This window comes from Streptomyces sp. NPDC019531, from assembly GCF_044903305.1.
Taxonomy (GTDB): Bacteria; Actinomycetota; Actinomycetes; order Streptomycetales; family Streptomycetaceae; genus Streptomyces.
On record NZ_JBJDQL010000049.1, the window covers coordinates 1 to 18362 of the forward strand.

The 18362-nt window shown below is 70.7% G+C and carries 17 protein-coding genes; 6 read left to right on the forward strand and 11 right to left on the reverse strand.

Annotated features, from left to right (window positions below):
- Positions 1-380: 380 nt before the first annotated feature.
- Positions 381-1346, reverse strand: coding sequence for a helix-turn-helix transcriptional regulator (locus ACI2L1_RS37505; RefSeq protein WP_404743913.1), 966 nt, complete (start codon positions 1344-1346; stop codon positions 381-383).
- A 61-nt stretch (positions 1347-1407) separates the two neighbouring features.
- Here ACI2L1_RS37505 and ACI2L1_RS37510 point away from each other — a divergent pair, with 61 nt between their 5' ends.
- The 5 genes from ACI2L1_RS37510 (at position 1408) to ACI2L1_RS37530 (ending at position 7356) form a co-directional block, all read left to right on the forward strand.
- Positions 1408-2934 (forward strand): MFS transporter, encoded by a 1527-nt coding sequence (locus ACI2L1_RS37510; protein WP_404743914.1) that lies wholly within the window; start codon positions 1408-1410, stop codon positions 2932-2934.
- Positions 2935-3120: 186 nt separating this feature from the next.
- The gene (locus ACI2L1_RS37515; protein ID WP_404743915.1) at positions 3121-3882 is read left to right on the forward strand and encodes a DeoR/GlpR family DNA-binding transcription regulator; all 762 of its coding nucleotides are present in this window, start codon (positions 3121-3123) and stop codon (positions 3880-3882) included.
- A complete protein-coding gene (gene pfkB, locus ACI2L1_RS37520; protein WP_404743916.1) occupies positions 3879-4826 on the forward strand; it encodes a 1-phosphofructokinase in 948 nt (315 codons plus the stop codon). Before ACI2L1_RS37515 ends, pfkB begins: the two co-directional genes overlap by 4 nt.
- Positions 4827-4974: 148 nt before the next feature.
- Positions 4975-7002 carry a fructose-specific PTS transporter subunit EIIC gene (locus tag ACI2L1_RS37525; protein WP_404743917.1) on the forward strand — a complete coding sequence of 676 codons (2028 nt, stop codon included), beginning with the start codon at positions 4975-4977 and terminating at the stop codon, positions 7000-7002.
- A 99-nt stretch (positions 7003-7101) separates the two neighbouring features.
- Positions 7102-7356: a hypothetical protein gene (locus ACI2L1_RS37530; protein WP_404743918.1), complete on the forward strand. Its 255-nt coding sequence runs from the start codon at positions 7102-7104 to the stop codon at positions 7354-7356.
- Positions 7357-7405: 49 nt separating this feature from the next.
- Here ACI2L1_RS37530 and ACI2L1_RS37535 read toward each other — a convergent pair whose 3' ends face one another.
- The 4 genes from ACI2L1_RS37535 to ACI2L1_RS37550 all read right to left on the reverse strand — a co-directional run bounded on the left by ACI2L1_RS37535 (position 7406) and on the right by ACI2L1_RS37550 (position 12183).
- Positions 7406-8155 carry a DUF6227 family protein gene (locus tag ACI2L1_RS37535; protein ID WP_404743919.1) on the reverse strand — a complete coding sequence of 250 codons (750 nt, stop codon included), beginning with the start codon at positions 8153-8155 and terminating at the stop codon, positions 7406-7408.
- Positions 8156-8332: 177 nt separating this feature from the next.
- Positions 8333-9559, reverse strand: coding sequence for an Ig-like domain-containing protein (locus ACI2L1_RS37540; protein WP_404743920.1), 1227 nt, complete (start codon positions 9557-9559; stop codon positions 8333-8335).
- A 343-nt stretch (positions 9560-9902) separates the two neighbouring features.
- Positions 9903-10934 carry a P1 family peptidase gene (locus ACI2L1_RS37545; protein WP_404743921.1) on the reverse strand — a complete coding sequence of 344 codons (1032 nt, stop codon included), beginning with the start codon at positions 10932-10934 and terminating at the stop codon, positions 9903-9905.
- A 40-nt stretch (positions 10935-10974) separates the two neighbouring features.
- The gene (locus ACI2L1_RS37550; RefSeq protein WP_404743922.1) at positions 10975-12183 is read right to left on the reverse strand and encodes a low temperature requirement protein A; all 1209 of its coding nucleotides are present in this window, start codon (positions 12181-12183) and stop codon (positions 10975-10977) included.
- Positions 12184-12296: 113 nt separating this feature from the next.
- On the opposite strand from ACI2L1_RS37550, the gene ACI2L1_RS37555 reads away from it, so the two are divergent.
- On the forward strand, positions 12297-12479 hold the full coding sequence (locus tag ACI2L1_RS37555) for a hypothetical protein (protein ID WP_404743923.1): 183 nt from the start codon (positions 12297-12299) through the stop codon (positions 12477-12479).
- Between the two features lie 43 nt (positions 12480-12522).
- Here ACI2L1_RS37555 and mscL read toward each other — a convergent pair whose 3' ends face one another.
- From mscL to ACI2L1_RS37585, 6 genes are all read right to left on the reverse strand, one after another.
- Positions 12523-12996, reverse strand: a complete 474-nt coding sequence (mscL, locus tag ACI2L1_RS37560) for a large conductance mechanosensitive channel protein MscL (protein WP_404743924.1) — start codon at positions 12994-12996, stop codon at positions 12523-12525.
- 138 nt (positions 12997-13134) lie between these two features.
- Complete coding sequence (locus ACI2L1_RS37565; RefSeq protein WP_404743973.1) at positions 13135-13671, reverse strand: hypothetical protein; 537 nt, start codon at positions 13669-13671, stop codon at positions 13135-13137.
- Positions 13672-13804: 133 nt separating this feature from the next.
- Entirely contained in the window at positions 13805-14650 is an 846-nt protein-coding gene (locus ACI2L1_RS37570) for an S-methyl-5'-thioadenosine phosphorylase (RefSeq protein WP_404743925.1), read from the reverse strand.
- Between the two features lie 98 nt (positions 14651-14748).
- The gene (locus tag ACI2L1_RS37575; RefSeq protein WP_404743926.1) at positions 14749-15078 is read right to left on the reverse strand and encodes an FmdB family zinc ribbon protein; all 330 of its coding nucleotides are present in this window, start codon (positions 15076-15078) and stop codon (positions 14749-14751) included.
- Between the two features lie 68 nt (positions 15079-15146).
- Positions 15147-16412 carry an MFS transporter gene (locus ACI2L1_RS37580; protein WP_404743927.1) on the reverse strand — a complete coding sequence of 422 codons (1266 nt, stop codon included), beginning with the start codon at positions 16410-16412 and terminating at the stop codon, positions 15147-15149.
- A 207-nt stretch (positions 16413-16619) separates the two neighbouring features.
- Positions 16620-18263 (reverse strand): potassium/proton antiporter, encoded by a 1644-nt coding sequence (locus ACI2L1_RS37585; RefSeq protein WP_404743928.1) that lies wholly within the window; start codon positions 18261-18263, stop codon positions 16620-16622.
- Positions 18264-18362: the final 99 nt, after the last annotated feature.

Sequence of the window (18362 nt, forward strand, 5' to 3'; positions counted from 1 at the left end):
CGGTCCGGCGGCTCGGTTGCCTCAGATGTGCTCTGTAACGGACGCCGGCCGCTGCGGGCGGACACCCCCCACCCCGTCCCCTTCGCGCCATACGCGGCAAACGGCCCGTGGTGGCGCGCGGGATGGCGAACGGCTCGTGGTGGCGCGCGTGGTGGCGAACGGCTCGTCGTGGCGCGCGGGATGGCGAGCGGCTCGTGGTGGCGCGCGTGGTGGTTGGCGGTCCGTCGTGGCCGCGGGATGGGGAACGGCTCGTGGTGGCGCGCGTGGTGGTTGACGGTCCGTCGTGGCGCAGGCCGCCTGCAACCCCCTAGGGGCGCGGGGAACTGCGCGACCAGCCCCAACGGACCCGCACCCGCACGGCAACCCGACCCGGCACCCCTCTAGGCGCCCGCCGCCCGAACCATCCGCTCGCCCAACTTCCGTACCGCTTCCACGAGTTCCGTCGGTTCCTGGACCGTGAACTCCACCCCCGTCATGGCCAGCCGCACCGCCATCCACTCCACCGCATCCCCCACCGCCGCCCGCAACCGGCACCGCCCCTCGCCCAGAGACTCCGGTACCCCCACCCACCCCGGCACCCGCGCCCCCACCACCGACACATCGGCCTCGAAGGTCACGACCATCTCGTACGTCTCCTGCCGCCGGTACATCGACTGCCGCAGATACTCCGCCGCACTCCCCGTCGGCAGCTCCCGCGGAGCGAACCGTGCTCCGGTCGCGAAGGGGTCGCTCACCCGGTCGACGCGGAAGGTCCGCCAGTCGCCGCGGTCGAGGTCGTAGGCGACGAGGTACCAGCGGCGCCCGGTGGAGACCAGGCGGTACGGCTCCACGACCCGTCGGGACTCGGCGCCGTCCTTCGCGCGGTAGGCGAACCGGAGACGCTCGTGACCGGCCACCGTGGAGGCCATCACCGTGAGGGTCTCCGTCGCGATGGTCGCCCCGTCCCCACTGGTCAGCGGGGTTGTCGCGGACTGGAGGGTGGACACCCGGTGCCGTAGCCGGGAGGGCAGGACCTGTTCCAGCTTCGCCAGCGCTCGTACGGACGCCTCCTCCACGCCCTCGACCGCGTGCCCCGCTCCCGCGCGGAGGCCGACCGCGATGGCCACCGCCTCCTCGTCGTCGAGGACGAGCGGGGGCATGGCCTTGCCCGCGACGAGCCGGTAGCCGCCGTCGGAGCCCATGGTCGCCTGGACGGGATAGCCCAGTTCGCGGAGGCGGTCGATGTCCCGCCGGACCGTGCGGCGGGAGACCCCGAGGCGGTCGGCGAGCTCGCCGCCGGGCCATTCGCGGGGCGTCTGGAGGAGGGAGAGGAGCGTCAGGAGCCGTGCCGGGGTGTCCGTCGTCATGGTTCGAGGATGCCGTACGAGTAGGACGTGATCTGTCCTAGTGGGGTCGTAGGTTCTGGGTATGACCTCCACCGAGACCAGCCCTTCGGGCCCCCTCGACGCACAGCCCGCCGCGGGCGACCGGCGTCGTTGGTTCGCCCTCGCCATCGTGATGACCGCGGCCTTCATGGACCTCGTCGACGTCACGATCGTCAACATCGCCATCCCGTCGATCCAGCGGGACGCCGGCGCCTCCGTCAGCCAGATCCAGTGGATAACGGCCGGGTACGCGCTCGCCTTCGCCGCCGGCCTCGTCACGGGCGGACGGCTCGGTGACATCCACGGCCGCAAGCGGCTGTTCCTCCTCGGGATCGGCGGATTCACGCTCGCCTCCGCGCTGTGCGGCTTCGCCGCGAACCCGGAGATGCTGGTGGCCTCCCGGATTCTGCAGGGCGGTATGGCGGCGCTGATGGTGCCGCAGGTGCTGTCGATCGTGCACGCCACCTTCCCGGCCCATGAGCGGGGCAAGGTGTTCGGTCTCTTCGGCGCGGTCGTCGGGCTCGGGGCCGTCTCCGGTCCGTTGCTCGGGGCGCTGCTGACCGAGTGGAATCTGTTCGGGCTGGAGTGGCGGCCCATCTTCCTCATCAACCTGCCGGTCGGCATCGCGGGACTCCTGCTCGGCAGCCGCTTCATCACCGAGTCGAAGGCGCCCAAGGCGCTCAAGCTCGACCTTGTCGGGGTCGCCCTGGTCGTCCTCGGCCTGCTGATGCTGCTCTACCCGCTCACCCGGGGCCGTGAGCTGGGCTGGCCGCTGTGGGGGTACCTGTGCATGGCCGGTGCGCTCGTCGTGTTCGGTGCGCTGGTGGCGTACGAGCGCCGCAAGACCGCCCGCGACGGCTCCCCGCTGATCGAGCTCTCCCTGTTCCGCGTGAAGAGCTTCGCGGCCGGTATCGCGGTGCAGACCGTGTTCGGGATCGCGCTCGGCATCTTCTTCCTGGTGTGGACGCTGTACATGCAGTTCGGGCTCGGGTGGAGCCCGCTGCGGGCCGGGCTGACAGGGGTGCCGTTCTCCCTCGCCGTGTCCACGGCGGCGGGGCTGTCGGTGCAGCAGCTCGTGCCGCGCTTCGGGCGCAAGGTGCTCCAGGCCGGTGCGTTGCTGATGGCGGTCGGCGTGCTGCTCTACCTCTGGGAGGCCGAGCGGTACGGCATGTCGGTCAGCTCGTGGCAGATGACGTTGCCACTGGTCGTGATGGGAGTGGGCATGGGCCTGATCGTCGCTCCGCTGACGGACGCGGTGCTGTCGGAGGTGCCGCGCGAGCACGCCGGGTCGGCGTCGGGGCTCATCAACACCGTGCAGCAGATGGGCAACGCGCTGGGGCTCGGGCTGGTGTCGGTGGTGTTCTACGGGGTCATCGGCGACGACCTGCGACCGGAGCAGGTCGGCCCGGCCTTCGTGGACGCCTTCCAGCACGCGCTCGGGTGGGTCGCCGCGGTGATGGTCGTCATCTTCCTGCTGATGTTCGCGCTGCCCCGGCGGCCCGCGCAGCACATCGAGGGGGCGTCGGAGAGTCCGGTGGTGGAGGAGCGGGAGCCGCAGCCGGTGGGGTGAGGTTCCTGGTGGGGGCCCGGCATCTTCCGAGGTGCCGGGCCCTTCTGTTCTTTGCCTCCCCTGCTCGGACACCCTCAGAAGCCTGTTCATGCCCGAATCGCGTCCGAAACTGTTTACTTTCCGGAAATCCGGGCGTAGCCTCCGACTGAATCCACACGTTCGGGCATGGGTCGGAGGCGAACGGACATGTACGCACCGGAGCGGCAGCAGGAGATTCTCCGGCTCGCGCGAGACGGCGGGCGGGTGGACGTCGTCTCGCTGGCCGAGGAGTTCCAGGTCACGGCCGAGACCATCCGGAGAGATCTGAAGGCCCTCGACCGCGCGGGGCTGCTGCAACGGGTGCATGGCGGGGCCATCCCGGCCGGCCGTCTCGACTTCGAGCCGGACCTCGCCGAGCGCGAGACGACCGCGGCCGACGAGAAGGACCACATCGCCAAGGCGGCCCTCGCGGAACTGCCGACCGAGGGCACCGTGATCCTCGACGCCGGTACGACCGTCGCCCGCCTGGCCGCCGCGGTCCCGCTGGAGGCCTCGCTCACCGTCGTCACCCACAGCCTGCCGATCGCGGCCCGCCTCGCGGACCACCCCGGCATCCAGCTCCATCTCGTCGGGGGGCGCGTACGGCACCGTACGCGCGCCGCCGTCGACGCCTGGGCGCTGCGGGCGTACGGCGAGATCCGGGCCGATGTCCTCTTCGTGGCGGCCAACGGCTTCTCCGCCGACCACGGCCTCACCACCCCCGACCTCGCCGAGGCCGCGGTCAAGCGCGCGGCGATCGCCGCCGCCCGCCGCGTGGTGCTGCTCGCCGACTCCGCCAAGCACGGCCAGGAGCACTTCGCCCGCTTCGGCGACCTGAGCGACGTGGACCTGCTGATCACCGACAGCGGGCTGAGCCCCGAAGACACCGCCGCCGTCGAGCGCGGCGGCACGGAAGTAGTGCGCGCATGATCCTCACCGTCACCCCGAATCCGTCCCTGGACCGCACGTACGAGGTTCCGTCCCTGGAGCGCGGCGAGGTCATCCGCGCCACCGGTGAACGCATGGACCCGGGCGGCAAGGGCGTCAACGTCTCGCGAGCCGTCGCGGCCGCCGGGCAGCGTACGGTCGCCGTACTGCCGCTGGGCGGTGCGCCGGGCGCGCTGGTGGCGGATCTGCTCGACGCGCAGGGCATCGAGGTCGCGCCGGTGCCGGTCCAGGGCGCCACCCGGTCGAACATCGCGCTCGCGGAGTCCGACGGGGTGCTCACGAAGATCAACGCGCCGGGGCCCGAACTGTCCGCGGCCGAGCAGGAGTTGCTGCTGGAGACGGTGCGCTCGCAGTCGCGTGACGCCTCCTGGATCGCGTGCTGCGGAAGCCTGCCCCGGGGGCTCGCGCCGTCCTGGTACGCCGAGGTGGTCGCGCGGGCGCACGCCGGAGGCGCGCGGATCGCACTGGACACCTCGGGGCGCGCGCTCCTGGAGGCACTGCGCGAACGGCCCGACGTGGTGAAGCCGAACGCGGAGGAGCTCGCGGAGGCCGTCGGGCGGCCGTTGGCGACGGTCGGCGACGCCGTGAAGGCGGCCGAGGAACTGCGCGAGATGGGCGCGCACGCCGTGCTCGCGAGCCTGGGCGCCGACGGGCAGCTGCTCGTGGACGGCTCGGGCGCCTGGTTCGGCAGCGCGCACGTGGAGGTCGTACGCAGCAATGTCGGCGCCGGTGACTCCTCGCTGGCCGGCTTCCTGATCGCCGGCGGCGGCGGACCCGAGGCGCTCGCCTCCGCGGTCGCGCACGGCGCCGCCGCCGTCCAGCTGCCCGGCAGTGTGATGCCGACGCCGTTCGATCTGGACCCGGCGTCCGTGACGGTGACGGCCGAGGTGCCGGTGGACCGAGTGCTGAAGGAGCCGGTGTCATGACGGACCTGCGGTTCTTCTCGATGGCGGACTCCCCGTTACCCGCCTCCGCCACCCGTACCGGCGTCCCCCTGATCCCCCACTGCACCCCCGTCCCCACCCCTCCCGCCCACTCCACTCCCCGGGCGATACGCGTGCGAAGGAGCCCGCGATGAGCGACATGATCACCGCGGACCTGGTCGACCTCGACCTGTCCGCCGATACCAAGGAAGCGGCGGCACACGCCCTCGCCGAGCGCATGGTCGCCCTGGGCCGGGTGACCGACCTGGACGGCTTCCTCGCCGACGTGGCCGCCCGTGAGGCCCAGATGCCCACCGGCCTCGACGGCGGTATCGGCATCCCGCACTGCCGCAGCGAGCACGTGACCGAGCCGACGCTCGCCTTCGGGCGCAGCGCCGCCGGGATCGACTTCGGCGCGGCGGACGGACCCGCCGACCTGATCTTCCTGATCGCCGCACCGGCCGGCGCGGACGACGCCCACCTGACGATCCTGTCCTCGCTCGCGCGGCAGCTGATGAACGCCGAGTTCACGGACGCGCTGCGGTCCGTCGGGGACGCGGCGGACGCGGCGGCGCTGATCCGCGGCGACGAGGTGCCGGCGGCGGACGCCACCGAAGACTCCGTTGCGGCATCGGCGGCGGCCTCCGCCGATGCCGCAACGGCAGACACCACCCCGGACGCTCCGCAGGGCCCGTTCCGGATCGTCGCCGTCACCTCCTGCCCGACCGGTATCGCCCACACCTACATGGCGGCCGAGTCGCTGGAGAACGCAGGCCGTGAGGCGGGCGTCGAACTCGTCGTCGAGACGCAGGGCTCGGCCGGTTTCGACCGGCTGGACCCGGCGGTCATCGCGGCCGCGGACGGTGTGATCTTCGCTCACGACGTCCCCGTACGCGACAAGGACCGCTTCGCCGGCAAGCCGACCGTCGACGTCGGTGTGAAGGCGGGCATCAACCGCCCCGCCGAACTCATCACCGAGGTGCGCGGGAAGGCGGCACGCGGCGAGGTCAGCGCGGCCGCCAAGGGCGGAACGCCGGTCGAGCGGGCCGGTGACCCCGGCGACAGCTACGGCACCAAGCTGCGCAAGTGGCTGATGACCGGCGTGAGTTACATGGTCCCGTTCGTCGCGGCGGGCGGTCTGCTGATCGCCCTCGGCTTCGCGATCGGCGGCTACCAGATCAACGGCGCCAAGTCGGTCTCCGAGCACTTCGACTGGGGCCAGGTCGACAGCTGGGGCGCACTGCTGTTCCAGATCGGCGGGGTCGCCTTCGGCTTCCTGATCCCCGTCCTCGCCGGATACATCGCCTTCGGCATGGCCGACCGGCCAGGACTCGTGCCCGGCTTCGTCGGCGGAATGATCTCCGTCAACATCAACGCCGGCTTCCTCGGCGGCCTGATCGCCGGTCTGCTGGCCGGTGGCGTGGTCCTCGCCATCCAGCGGGTGAAGATCCCGCCGGTGCTGCGCGGCATCATGCCGGTGGTCGTGATCCCGCTGGTCTCCTCGATCGTCGTCGGCTTCCTGATGTTCATCGTGATCGGCAAGCCGATCGCCGAGGCACAGAAGGGCATGACGGACTGGCTCAACGGCCTCTCCGGCACCAACGCGATCCTCCTCGGCGTCCTCCTCGGCCTGATGATGTGCTTCGACCTCGGCGGCCCGGTCAACAAGGTCGCCTACGCCTTCGCCACCGCCGGGATCGCCGTACAGGACCCGAGCGACTCCGCGATGAAGGTCATGGCCGCCGTGATGGCCGCCGGCATGGTGCCCCCGCTGGGCATGGCCCTCGCGACCACCGTCCGCAAGAAGCTGTTCACCCCCGCCGAACGCGAGAACGGCAAGGCGGCCTGGGTGCTGGGCGCCTCCTTCATCTCCGAGGGCGCGATCCCGTTCGCCGCGGCCGACCCGCTGCGTGTCATCCCCGCCTCCATGGTGGGTGGCGCGGTCACCGGCGGCCTGACCATGGCCTTCGGTTCCACCCTGCGCGCCCCGCACGGCGGGATCTGGGTCACCTTCCTGATCGGCAAGCCGTTCCTGTACCTGCTGGCCATCGCCATCGGTACGGCGATCACGGCCGGCCTGGTCATCGTCCTCAAGGGCATGCGCAAGACGACCCCGGCGGTCGAGGCCCCCGCGGCGCCCGCTCCCGCGGCGGAGGCGAAGCAGCCCGTCGCCGCGTGACCCTGTGCCCCTTTGGGCAGCTGTGAGTTGTTCACGGCACCTGCGAGATACGTCACGGTCCGGGACCAAAGTCCCGGACCGTGGTGTCTACTGGAGCGCATGCCTGAGCACGTCTCCGTCTACCAGTTGCTTGGTATGACCCTGCTTGTCCTGGTGGTCGTCGCCTGGGCGATGGGCCTGGCCTACATGCTGCGCCGCGGCCGCCACGAGGCCGCCCTGTGGCGCGTCGCCCATGGCCTGCCCGCCCTGCCCCAACAGCGAAAGGCCGCGCCCGGCCACGAGTCCGTCGAACTGACTCCGGCGGAGGAGGACGCCTTCGCGGGTCTGGTACGACAGCTCAGCGGCGGCCGCTGACCCGGCTCCCGGCGCCGGCCGTACGGTGGTGCTCCGCGCGTGAGCTCGCTCAGGAGACCTGCGCCGCGCGCCGCTCCATCGCCTCCCGGGCCGCGTCCTCGCTGACGTACACCTCGCACATGTGCCGCCCGTCGGGCGTCGCCGTGTGCTCGGCCTCCCACAGGGAGATCTCCGCGCCGTCGCGCAGCAGGAACGCGTGCTCGTACAACGAGTAGCCCAAACCGCCGGCGCGTCCCGCCCGGCACGGGCGGCCGAACGCCTGGGTGATCTGGTGCGCGAACGCGTTCGTCAGCAGCGCGGCCGTCTCCGAGCCCGGCCGGTCCGGGTTCTCCGCGCGGCGCAGGAGCCGACGCGCGTGGTCCGCCGAGTCGTCCGGGACGTAGGCGTGGCGCGGGGCGTGGACCGGCGAGAGCTGCACCGTCACCGGCAGCTCGAAGTCCGGGGTGTCCGACGGCAACGGCAGTCGCGCGGTCGCTTCCCGCAGCTCCTCCTCGTCGACGTACACCTCGTGCTGCGGAACGCTGTCCCGCGCGGTGTTGTGGACGAGCTCCCACAGCGTCAGCGCCGAGCCGTCGGCGAGCAGCCAGGTGTGCCGGTACGTCTCGCGGTGCAGCCCCGCGCTGTGGTGCGCGGAGTGCAGTGAACTGTCGTGCGCCAGCGCGCAGTCCAGCCGCCGAATCGTCTCGTCGGGCAGCTCGAAGGAGTTCAGGGCACGACCGAGGAGCCGCGCGAGGTGCTCCTCCGGAGACTCGGGCGACTCGGGTGGTTCGTACGCTGCCGTCTCGTACGGAACGCTCAAGGTTTCTCCCGGCGTTGCTGCATGTCACCTTGTGGGTGCATACCGTAGCTCCTCGGTCGGACATCATGTCCGGGAACCGAGAAAACGTACGCTCGGAAAACTCCCGGGCCGCGCAGGAAGTTCCCACGCGGCCCGATGATCCGTCAAAAATCCCCGGTCAGAGGGGCCTTGATGCGATCACGACGTACTGACGGCGCTCCCCGCGACCCACTCGTTCCACGACATGTTCCAGCCGTTCAGCCCGTTGTCGGGCGCGACCGTCTTGTCGGGGGAGTTCTTGACGATCACCACGTCCCCGATCAGCGAGTTGTCGTAGAACCACTTCGCCGGAGTGTCCGCCTGCCCGCCCCTGACGTCCTGCAACCCGACACAGCCATGGCTGGTAGCGGTGTGCCCGAAGGGCGGATTCCCCTTGTTGTACCAGTAGTTGCCGTGGATGAAGGTCCCCGACTGCGTCAGACGCATCGCGTCCGGGACGTCCTTGATGTCGTACGCGTTGGCGAGGGCGACCGTCCTGCTGTCCATGCGGATCTTCTTGTACTTCTCGGAGATCACCATCTGCCCGTTGTACGTGGTGAACTCCGGGCTGCCCGTGGAGATCGGCACCGTCTTGACGGTCGTACCGTCCCGTACGACCTTCATGCTCTGTGTGTGGGCGTCCACGGTGGACACCTGGGACCGCCCCACGGTGAAGCTGACGGTCTTCTCCTGCACCCCGGACACGCCGTTCGCACCCTGGACCCCGTCCAGGTCGATCTTCATCGTGACCTTGGAGCCGGCCTTCCAGTACTCCTCGGGCCGGAAGTCGAGCCGCTGCGTCCCGAACCAGTGGCCCACCACCTGCTGCCCACTGCTGGAGCTGACGGTGATGTGCGACTGCACGGCCTTCTTGTCGCTGATCGCCTTGTCGAAGTTGAACGACACGGGCATCCCGACACCGACCGTCGTCCCGTTGTCCGGTGTGTACGTGCCGATGAAGCTGTTCGCCTTGGAGACGGTCGTGAAGACGGACTTCGCGGCCACGGCCTTCCCGTCCGAGTCCTTGGCGGTGGCGGCGATCTCGTACTTCGTGCCGCGCTCCAACTGCTCAGCCGGCTTCCAACTGCCCCCGTTCGACGCCATCGAGCCCGGCACGTCCTGCCCCGTGCCCGCGACCGTCATCTTCACGCCGGTCAGCGTGCCGTCGCTGACCTTCACGCCGGTCCTGTTGATCGACGCTCCGGTCGAGCCGTTCTTCGCCGAGATGACGATCTCCGCGGCAGAGGTCTTCGCGGGGTTCTTCCCGTCCTTGCCTTCGCTCTTGGTGTCCGTGCCGCCACCGCACGCAGTGAGGGTGAGGGCGCCGACCATGATGACGACACAGGCTCCCAGTGCGCGCCGCGCTGCTATGTCCGGCGTTGTCACGGGCTGCTCCAGATTCGTGTGATCTACGTTGTCCGCTCCACTCCGTGAAGAAAGAGGGACCCGGTCCCCTCGCGGGTTCCCTCAGAACCGATCGAATGCCACCACTCTGCGCTGAGCTTGAACCGGGCGCCCAGGAAAGTGCCGGGTTCGGTTGTCGCGCGGCTGCCGGCCGGTGGCGGCTGATCGCGCAGTTCCCCGCGCCCCTGAGTAGGGACGGTGTACGCGCCTCAAGCCGCGTACGGCCCCGACCCACCCACCGGACCGCAGGCATACAGCGGCGCGGGGAACTGCGCAAAACGCCCGCCCCCACCAAGCCGCACAGGCCGCCGCAGGCATCCCGGCCTCAGGCCTCCGCCCCGTACAACTCCTCGTACGCCGGCCACACCCCACCCACCCCCGATACCGACTCCGCCGCCCGCACAGCCCGCACGATCGCCCGCGTCACCACATCCGCCCCCGCGGCCAGCACGGAGTTGAGCGCGAGCGGGTTCGCGGTGTCGAGCGCCCGCGCCCCCGTGGCCAGAGCGAACACCGTGTCGCCGTCGTGAAGCAGGTGCACCGGCCGCACCGCGCGCGCGATCCCGTCGTGCGCTGTGCCGGCCACCTTCTGCGCCTGCGCCTTGGACAGTTCCGCGTCGGTGGCCACCACCGCGAGCGTGGTGTTGAGCGGCGGCGTCCCGTTCTTCGCCGCGGTCTCGGCGAGCCGCCGACAAGCGGCCTCATGCACCCGCGCCTCAGGACGGTCCACCCGCCCCTGGAACAACTCCCCGTACAGCACCCCCGTCTCCGGATCCAGCACCGACCCCACCGCGTTGACCACCACCAGCGCCGCCACAGTGACCCCCGAGTCGAGCACGATGCTCGCCGTCCCCACACCCCCCTTCAACGCCCCGGCCGCGGCCCCCGTCCCCGCCCCCACACACCCCTCGCGCACCACCGCACCGACGGCACTCGCCGCCGCGGCCTCCACAGCCTCCCGCCCGGTCGCCGCATCAGGTCGGGCCCGGAAGTCCCCGCCCCGCCCGAGATCGAAGACACAGGCGGCGGGCACGACCGGCACCACATGCGAGGGATCCGGTCCTACCCGCACCCCCCGCCCCCGCTCCTCCAACCAGGCCATCACCCCGGACGCCGCGTCGAGCCCGTACGCGCTGCCCCCGGTCAGCACGATCGCCTCGACCTTCTGCACCAGGTTGCGCGGGTCCAGCGCGTCGGTCTCCTTGGTGCCGGGACCTCCGCCCCGCACATCCACCGCGGCGACGGCCCCACCGTCCGGGGCGAGCACGACGGTGGTGCCGGTGAGCCAACCGTCGCCGGTGCGCGTCGCATGTCCCACGCGCACCCCGGCGACATCCGTCAGAGCGTCAACTGTCATGGGACCAGTCTCGTCCAGCCGCCACCCCGGCCCCATGAGGTCACGCCGCCGGAATCCGCTCCCCGCGCTCCCCGCCTTCCCGGACGGCCATGCGCGCGGTCAGCGTCGTCCCGGTCACCACGGCCAGAGCCGCCACGATGCCCGCCGCGAACACCGCCCAGTCGTCCAGGAACGTGCAGCAAATCACCAGCAACGCCGTGACCGGCAGCACCAGTTGCTGTGCGATACCCACTTTGAAGTGCCGCGAATGCAGCACCCACACGGTGAGCAGATAGAGCGCGGTCGGCAGGGTCACGGCGGCCGACGCGGCCAGGGTGGAGATGTGTGCCTTTCCGACGGCCTGCTCGACGGCGACCTCCAGGCCCGCCCCGATCGCGGCGGCCGAGGCGAAGACCAGGTAGTGGCCGTAACCCCACAGGAACGCCTGCTTGTTGGAGCGCAGATGGCCGTGGATGGGCACCACGAAGTAGATCCACCAGGCGGCGAAGATGATCAGCAGTCCGCCCGCGGCGATCGGCAGGAGTTCGTCCAGCGCGTCGTTCTCGTCGATACCGGACTTCACGGCGACCGTGGCGGCGGCGATCGTCTCGCCGAGCACGATGATCGTGAACAGCCCGTACCGTTCCGCGATGTGGTGCGGATGCCACGACGTCGGATGGTCCTTCTCGGCGAAGGGCGGCACACACATCTCCAGCAGCGCCATCACCAGGAAGACCCAGGACCGTCCGCCCTCGGGCAGCACCAGCAGCCCCACCCAGCCGACCTGGCACAGCAGCACGCCGGCCACGTACCGCAGGGTCATCGTCCGCTCCGCGCCCTCGCTCGAACGCGCCACCCGCAGCCACTGCACGATCAGCGCCAGCCGCATGATCACATAGCCCAGCAGCACGGCCAGGAAGTCGTGGTCCTCGAACGCCCGGGACACCCCGGCCGCCAGCACCAGGACACCGGAGATCTGTACCAGGGTGACGACCCGGTAGAGCGCGTCGTCGTTGTCGTACGCCGAGGCGAACCAGGTGAAGTTCATCCACGCCCACCAGATGGCGAAGAAGACCATCGCGTAGTTCAGGATGCCCTCGCCGGCGTGGCCCTCGGCGACGGAGTGCACCAGGGCCACGCCTGCCTGGGCGATGGCCACGACGAAGCACAGGTCGAAGAAGAGCTCCAGCGGCGAGGCGACCCGGTGGGCCTCGTCCCGGCCGCGGGCGGTGAGTCTGCGCAGTGGACTGCGCGTCGGACTGGGCGTCATGGCCCAAGCACAGCAGATGCCCACCCGAAATTCTTGTGACCGATTCCACAAGCCGTCGTGGTGGGGGATCCGCGTCAGACGAGCCGTCGGCGCGGCTGCCGTACCCTGGATCCGTGAGTACCGCCCCCGATCCCACGCCTGCCGAACCGAGGCCCGCGCTGGTCTTCGACGACCCGCTGGACCAGCAGTCCTCGGACGACACCGACCGAGGCTGGGGCGACCGGCCGCGCACCGAGAACGACAGCGCGGCCGACCTGAAGCGCTTCCTCGACGAGAAGCCGCCCCACCACATCTGAGCGATCCGCACGGCGGCCCGCCACAGACGGCGGGCCCGGCCCGTCAGCGTGCGTCGTGCCCCGAGCCCCGCTGCGCGACCAGCGCGTCGCGGATCTCCTTGAGGACCTCCAGCTCGGTTACCTCGATGACCTCGTGTGTCCCCTCCTTCGCCTTCCTGCGGGCCTCCACCCGGGCCAGGTACTTCGCCATCGGCAGGACCATCAGGAAGTACACGACGGCCGCGGTGATCACGAAGCTGAGCGTGGCGCCGAGGACCGAGCCCCACCTGATCGGGATGCCGCTCAGCACGGTGCCGTCGGCCGTTACCTTGCACGGGTCCCGGAGACACGAGCTGTAGCTGTCGAGGTTCTTGGTGCCGATCGCCCCCACCAGCGGGTTGATCACGCCCTTCACCACCGAGTTCACGATGTTGGTGAAGGCGGCGCCGATGACCACCGCGACTGCCAGATCGACGACGTTCCCGCGCATCAGGAAGGCCTTGAAGCCCTCCCAGACGCTCGGCTTCTTCTCGCTCACCCAGAGGCCTCTTCTCGCACGCGCACGTTGTGGAACAAACAGCTCCGCAACCTACGTCAACGTGCGGTGACCATGTCCAATGGGGTGGCTCGAAAGGGAGACTTGACACAAAGGTGCGCAACAGGCGAAATGCACTGCTCAACACAGCGTCACCGCCAACCGCGCCGTCGAACTCGCTCCGACCAGGCGCGCCGCCGTGGCACGCGGTACCGACAGAACGACCAGCGCCCCGCTTCCGTCCGCACCATCCAGCGCCTGCGGAACCTTCGACACCCGCGCCCCGTGCGCGACCACGTGCGCGTCGCCGCCCGTCGCCGACTCCTCCGCGGCGATCACGTCGACCCGGTCGCCGGGTCGCAGCAGCCGGACCGTCGCCCCGTCGGCGATCCGCACCGGCGCCGACACCATCGCGACGGCCCGGTGCCCCCGCACGGGGTCGGCCACCGGATGCCCGCGCGCCCCGTCGGCGTTCCGCGGGCCCGCCGCCACCAGCGCGGCCGCGGTGACGACCAGACCGACGGCCACGGCCCGTCGCCGGTGCCGCACGAGCTGCCGTAGCTGATACCGCCCGCCGCGCACTCGCACGGGAGCGAAGTGCGGGACCTCGCAGGTCGGCGGAGCGTCCGTACCGGGCGGGTGCGGAGTGAGGAGAGAAGGGGGCGGAGCGAAGGACATGAGGATCACCACCAGCGACGGGAGTTCGGCTTGCGATGCCACGATGAGGCTTCGCGCCGGATTCCGCTGAGGCCGGTGGGCTACCGACAGATTGTGGAAAACTCCCTCACCCGAACGAGAACTTCCGCCGCCGCTACGGCAGTTCGAACCCCGGATTCATCCCGCCCAGCGCGTTCACGCAGAGACAGTCCCGCTCCTCCTGCGAAGGCAGCGCGGCCACCGCGTCGAACAGCACTCCGCGCAGCCGGTCCACGTTCGCCGCGAACACCCGCAGCACCTCGTCGTGCGACACGCCCTCCCCGGTCTCGGCGCCCGCGTCGAGGTCGGTGACCAGGGTCAACGATGTGTAACAGAGCTCCAGTTCACGGGCGAGCGCCGCCTCCGGATGGCCGGTCATGCCCACCACCGACCAGCCCTGCGCCTGGTGCCACAACGATTCGGCACGCGTCGAGAACCGCGGGCCCTCGATCACGACCAGCGTCCCGCTGTCCACCGCCTCCCAGTCCCGCCCGCGGGCCGCCTTCAGCGCGGCCGCCCGCCCGACGGGGCAGTACGGGTCGGCCAGGGACACGTGCACCACGTTCGGCACGCCGCCGCCCGGCAGCGGCAACCCGTCGAAGTACGTGCCCACCCGGGACTTCGTACGGTCGACCAGCTGGTCCGGCACCAGCAGTGTGCCCGGCCCGTACTCGGGGCGCAGCCCGCCCACGGCGCAGGGACCGAGGACCTGTCGTGCGCCCACCGACCTGAGCGCCCACAGATTCGCCCGGTAGTTGATCCGGTGCGGCGGCAGATGGTGGCCGCGCCCGTGCCGGGGCAGGAAGGCCACCCGTCGGCCGGCGACCTCGCCGAGGAAGAGGGAGTCGCTGGGCGGACCGTAGGGGGTGTCCACCTGGACCTCGGTCACGTCGTCGAGGAACGAGTAGAAGCCCGAGCCGCCGATGACGCCGATCTCTGCGTTGATCTCTGCGTTCGCCATGAGCAGCACAGTATCCGGCCCCGAAATCCCGCGGCGACCGACCTGGAGAACGCCAAGAACCCCGCCGTCCTACGACGACAGGGTCCCGGAAGCGAGGCTTACGCGGCGGAGCTGCTGCTGGACGAGGTGCCCGTGCTCGACGACTTCGAGTCCGAGGAGGACGAGGAAGAAGACGAGGACGACTCGGACGACGACGAGGTGGACGTCGACGGCTTCGAGGACGACGACGCCGCGGTGCTGCTCGACGAGGAGCCACGGCTGTCGTTGCGGTAGAAACCGGAGCCCTTGAAGACGATGCCGACCGCGGAGAACACCTTCTTGAGGCGGCCCTGGCAGTTCGGGCACTCGGTCAGGGCGTCGTCGGTGAATTTCTGCACCGCCTCGAGGCCCTCGCCGCACTCGGTGCACTGGTACTGGTAGGTCGGCACTTGTCTTCCTCCTGGCACTCTCACTCAATGAGTGCTAACGAGGGTCCATAGTGACGTATTCCCGAGGATCAGTCCACTGCCACCGGCACTCGGTGACCGATACCACGTGCGACCGTCCGGCTGCGGGAGCGTCCCGACAGGTGTGATCGCAGCGCCAGCAGGGTCGCGAGGGCCAGCAGGGTGCCGCCCATGGGCACCAGGAATCCGGCGCCGCTCCAGAAGCGGTCCTCCAGCTGTCCGGCGATCGTGACGGCGGCCGCCTGGCCGAGTGCCACGGCTCCGGTCAGCCAGGTGAAGGCCTCGGTGCGGGTGCCGGCCGGGACCAGGTTCTCGACCAGGGTGTAGCCGGTGATCAGGGCGGGCGCGATGCACATCCCGACCAGGAGGCCGAGGCCCGCCAGGACGGGCACCGAGTGCGCGGCCCACAGGCCGGAGGCCGTCAGGGCGAGGGCGCCGTATGCGACGACCAGGCGCCGCCTCGGGGCCACCTTCCAGGCGATGGCGCCGCAGACCAGCCCGGAGAGCATGTTGCCCGCGGCGAAGACGCCGTACAGGACGCCGTTCAGACCGGGTTCGCCGATGGACTCGCTGAACGCGGCCAGCGAGACCTGCATGCCGCCGAAGACGGAACCGATGCCCAGGAAGGTCACGATCAGGACGCGTACGCCGGGGACGCGCAGAGCCGAGGTGTGCTCCACGCGCGCGTGCTCCCCCGAGCCGACGGGCGGCTGCGTGCCATGCTGCGCGGCGAACAGCAGGCCGCCCAGCAGGGTCAGCGACGCCTCCGTCAGCAGGCCCGCGGCGGGGTGGACGGCGGTGCACAGGGCGGTGGCCAGCAGGGGGCCGAAGACGAAGGTCAGCTCGTCCGTGACGGACTCGAAGGCCGCGGCCGTGGTCATCAGGGGCGAGCCCTGGAGCTGCACGCCCCAGCGCGCACGCACCATGGGGCCAACCTGCGGCACGGAAGCACCTGTGGGCACGGCCGCCGCGAACAGGGCCCACAAGGGCGCGTGCGAGAGGGCGAGGGCCGTCAGGGTCAGGCCCGACAGCGTGTGCACCAGGACGCCGGGGATCAGCACGGCGCGCTGTCCGTAGCGGTCCGCGAGACGGCCGCTGCCGGGCGCGAACAGCGCCATGGAGACGCCGGTGACGGCCGCCGCGGCGCCCGCCGCGCCGTACGAGCCGGTGGTGTGCTGCACGAGCAGCACGATGGAGATGGTGAGCATCGCGAACGGCTGGCGTGCCGCGAAGCCGGGGAGCAGGAACGTCCAGGCGCCGCGCGTGCGCAGCAGCTGCCCGTATCCCGGGCGGGAGGAGGTGACCGTGGATGCCACGGCCCGTGCCTTTCTGCCGCCTGGTAGCGCGACTCCCTTTCCCAGGGATGGCGCCGAGAGCTGTCCTCTTGCGCGGACTGCGGTAGATGCCGAAGGCCACTGCTCAGGGACGTCTCGGCCGCCATACGGTCGCGCCAGCTCTGCGTCAGGCAGAGTTGGTTCGATCAGGGGTGCGCGCTCATCGTACAGGGAGCGCGAAACACCCTCTTAACGTGCGCTGTCGGCGCCGCCCGTGCCCAGCCATCCGGCGAGCTTGCCGCCGTGGCCCACCGCCCGCAGCCGCTGTTCCGCGGCGTCACGGACCGGGTCGGTGGCGACGACGAGGAGTTCGTCCCCGCGCCGCAGCACCGTCGTGGGCAGCGGAACGAACGATTTTGCATCGCGGACGACCAGGGTGACCGCGGCGCCGGCCGGCAGTCGCAGCTCGTTGACCTCGACGCCGTGCATGCGGGACCCCTCGGGGATCAGGACGGACAGCAGGTGTCCGCGCAGTCGCTCCAGGGGCGCCGACTCGATGCCGAGGTCGGCGGCCTCGGGGTCTCCGCCAAGGCGCAGCGTGCGGGCCAGCCAGGGCAGTGTCGGCCCCTGGACGAGGGTGTAGACGACGACCAGGACGAAGACGATGTTGAAGATGCGGCGGCTGCCCTCGATGCCACTCACCATGGGGATCGTCGCCAGGATGATGGGCACGGCGCCGCGCAGCCCGGCCCAGGACATGAGGGTCTGCTCCTGCCACGGCACCCGGAACGGCGTCAGGCACAGCACGACGCTCAGGGGCCGCGCCACCATGGTCAGCACGAGCCCGATGACGAGCCCGGGCAGTACGTCGTCGCCCAGTTCGTGCGGGGTGACCAGCAGGCCGAGCAGCACGAACATGCCGATCTGCGCGATCCAGCCGAGCCCGTCCGCGAAACCGCGGGTGGCGGGCCAGTGCGGCAGCTTGGCGTTGCCCATTGCCATGGAGGCGAGGTAGACGGCGAGGAAGCCGCTGCCGTGAGCCAGCGCGCCGGCCGCGTACGCGGTGACGGCGATCGCCATGACGGCGATCGGATACAGACCGGAGGCGGGCAGGGCGACGTGCCTGAGGCCCCAGGAGCCCAGCCAGCCCACCGCGATGCCTATGGCGGCGCCGATCGCCAGCTCCAGGGTTATCTCGCCGATCAGCGCGTACCAGTGCTCGACCGGGCCGGTCTGGGAGAAGGCGACCACCAGGATGACGACAGGAGCGTCGTTGAAGCCGGACTCGGCCTCCAGCGTGCCCGTCACGCGCGCGGGGAGGGGGATCTTGCGCAGCACCGAGAAGACCGCCGCCGCGTCCGTCGAGGAGACGACCGCCCCGATGATGAGCGCCTGGCGCCATTCGAGGCCGATCAGGTAGTGCGCGGCCGTCGCCGTGACCCCGACGCTCACCGCGACCCCGGCCAGCGCCAGCGCGGTGGCGGCGGGCAGGGCCGGTTTGATCTCCTTCCACTTCGTGGCGAGGCCGCCCTCGGCCAGGATCACGACCAGGGCCGCGTACCCGATGACCTGGGTCAGCTCGGCGTTGTCGAAGTGGATGTCGCCGATGCCGTCCTGGCCCATGGCGATGCCGATCCCCAGGTACACGAGCAGGCTGGGGAGCCCGCTGCGCGAGGAGATCCGGACCGCTGCCACGGCGACGAGCAGGACGAGCGAGCAGACGAGCAGGAGCTGGTTGAGGTGGTGGACTGTCAGCGGCCGTTCCCTTCCCTGGCTCACTCGCGTCACGCGCGTGAGCTCACGTACATAGGACACGAAGTGAAAGGACTCCGCATCCAAGTACTTCGTTACCTTACCTAACTCTTGACGATTTCTTGACGCTAGGCGAGGCATGATCGAACGCCCGTCCGCGCTGGTTCCCGACTCCGCGTCAAGTGGCGCCGGGCCCTGCGCCTATGGTTGCTCCAGCGCGCAGAGCCTGTGTCACATCCC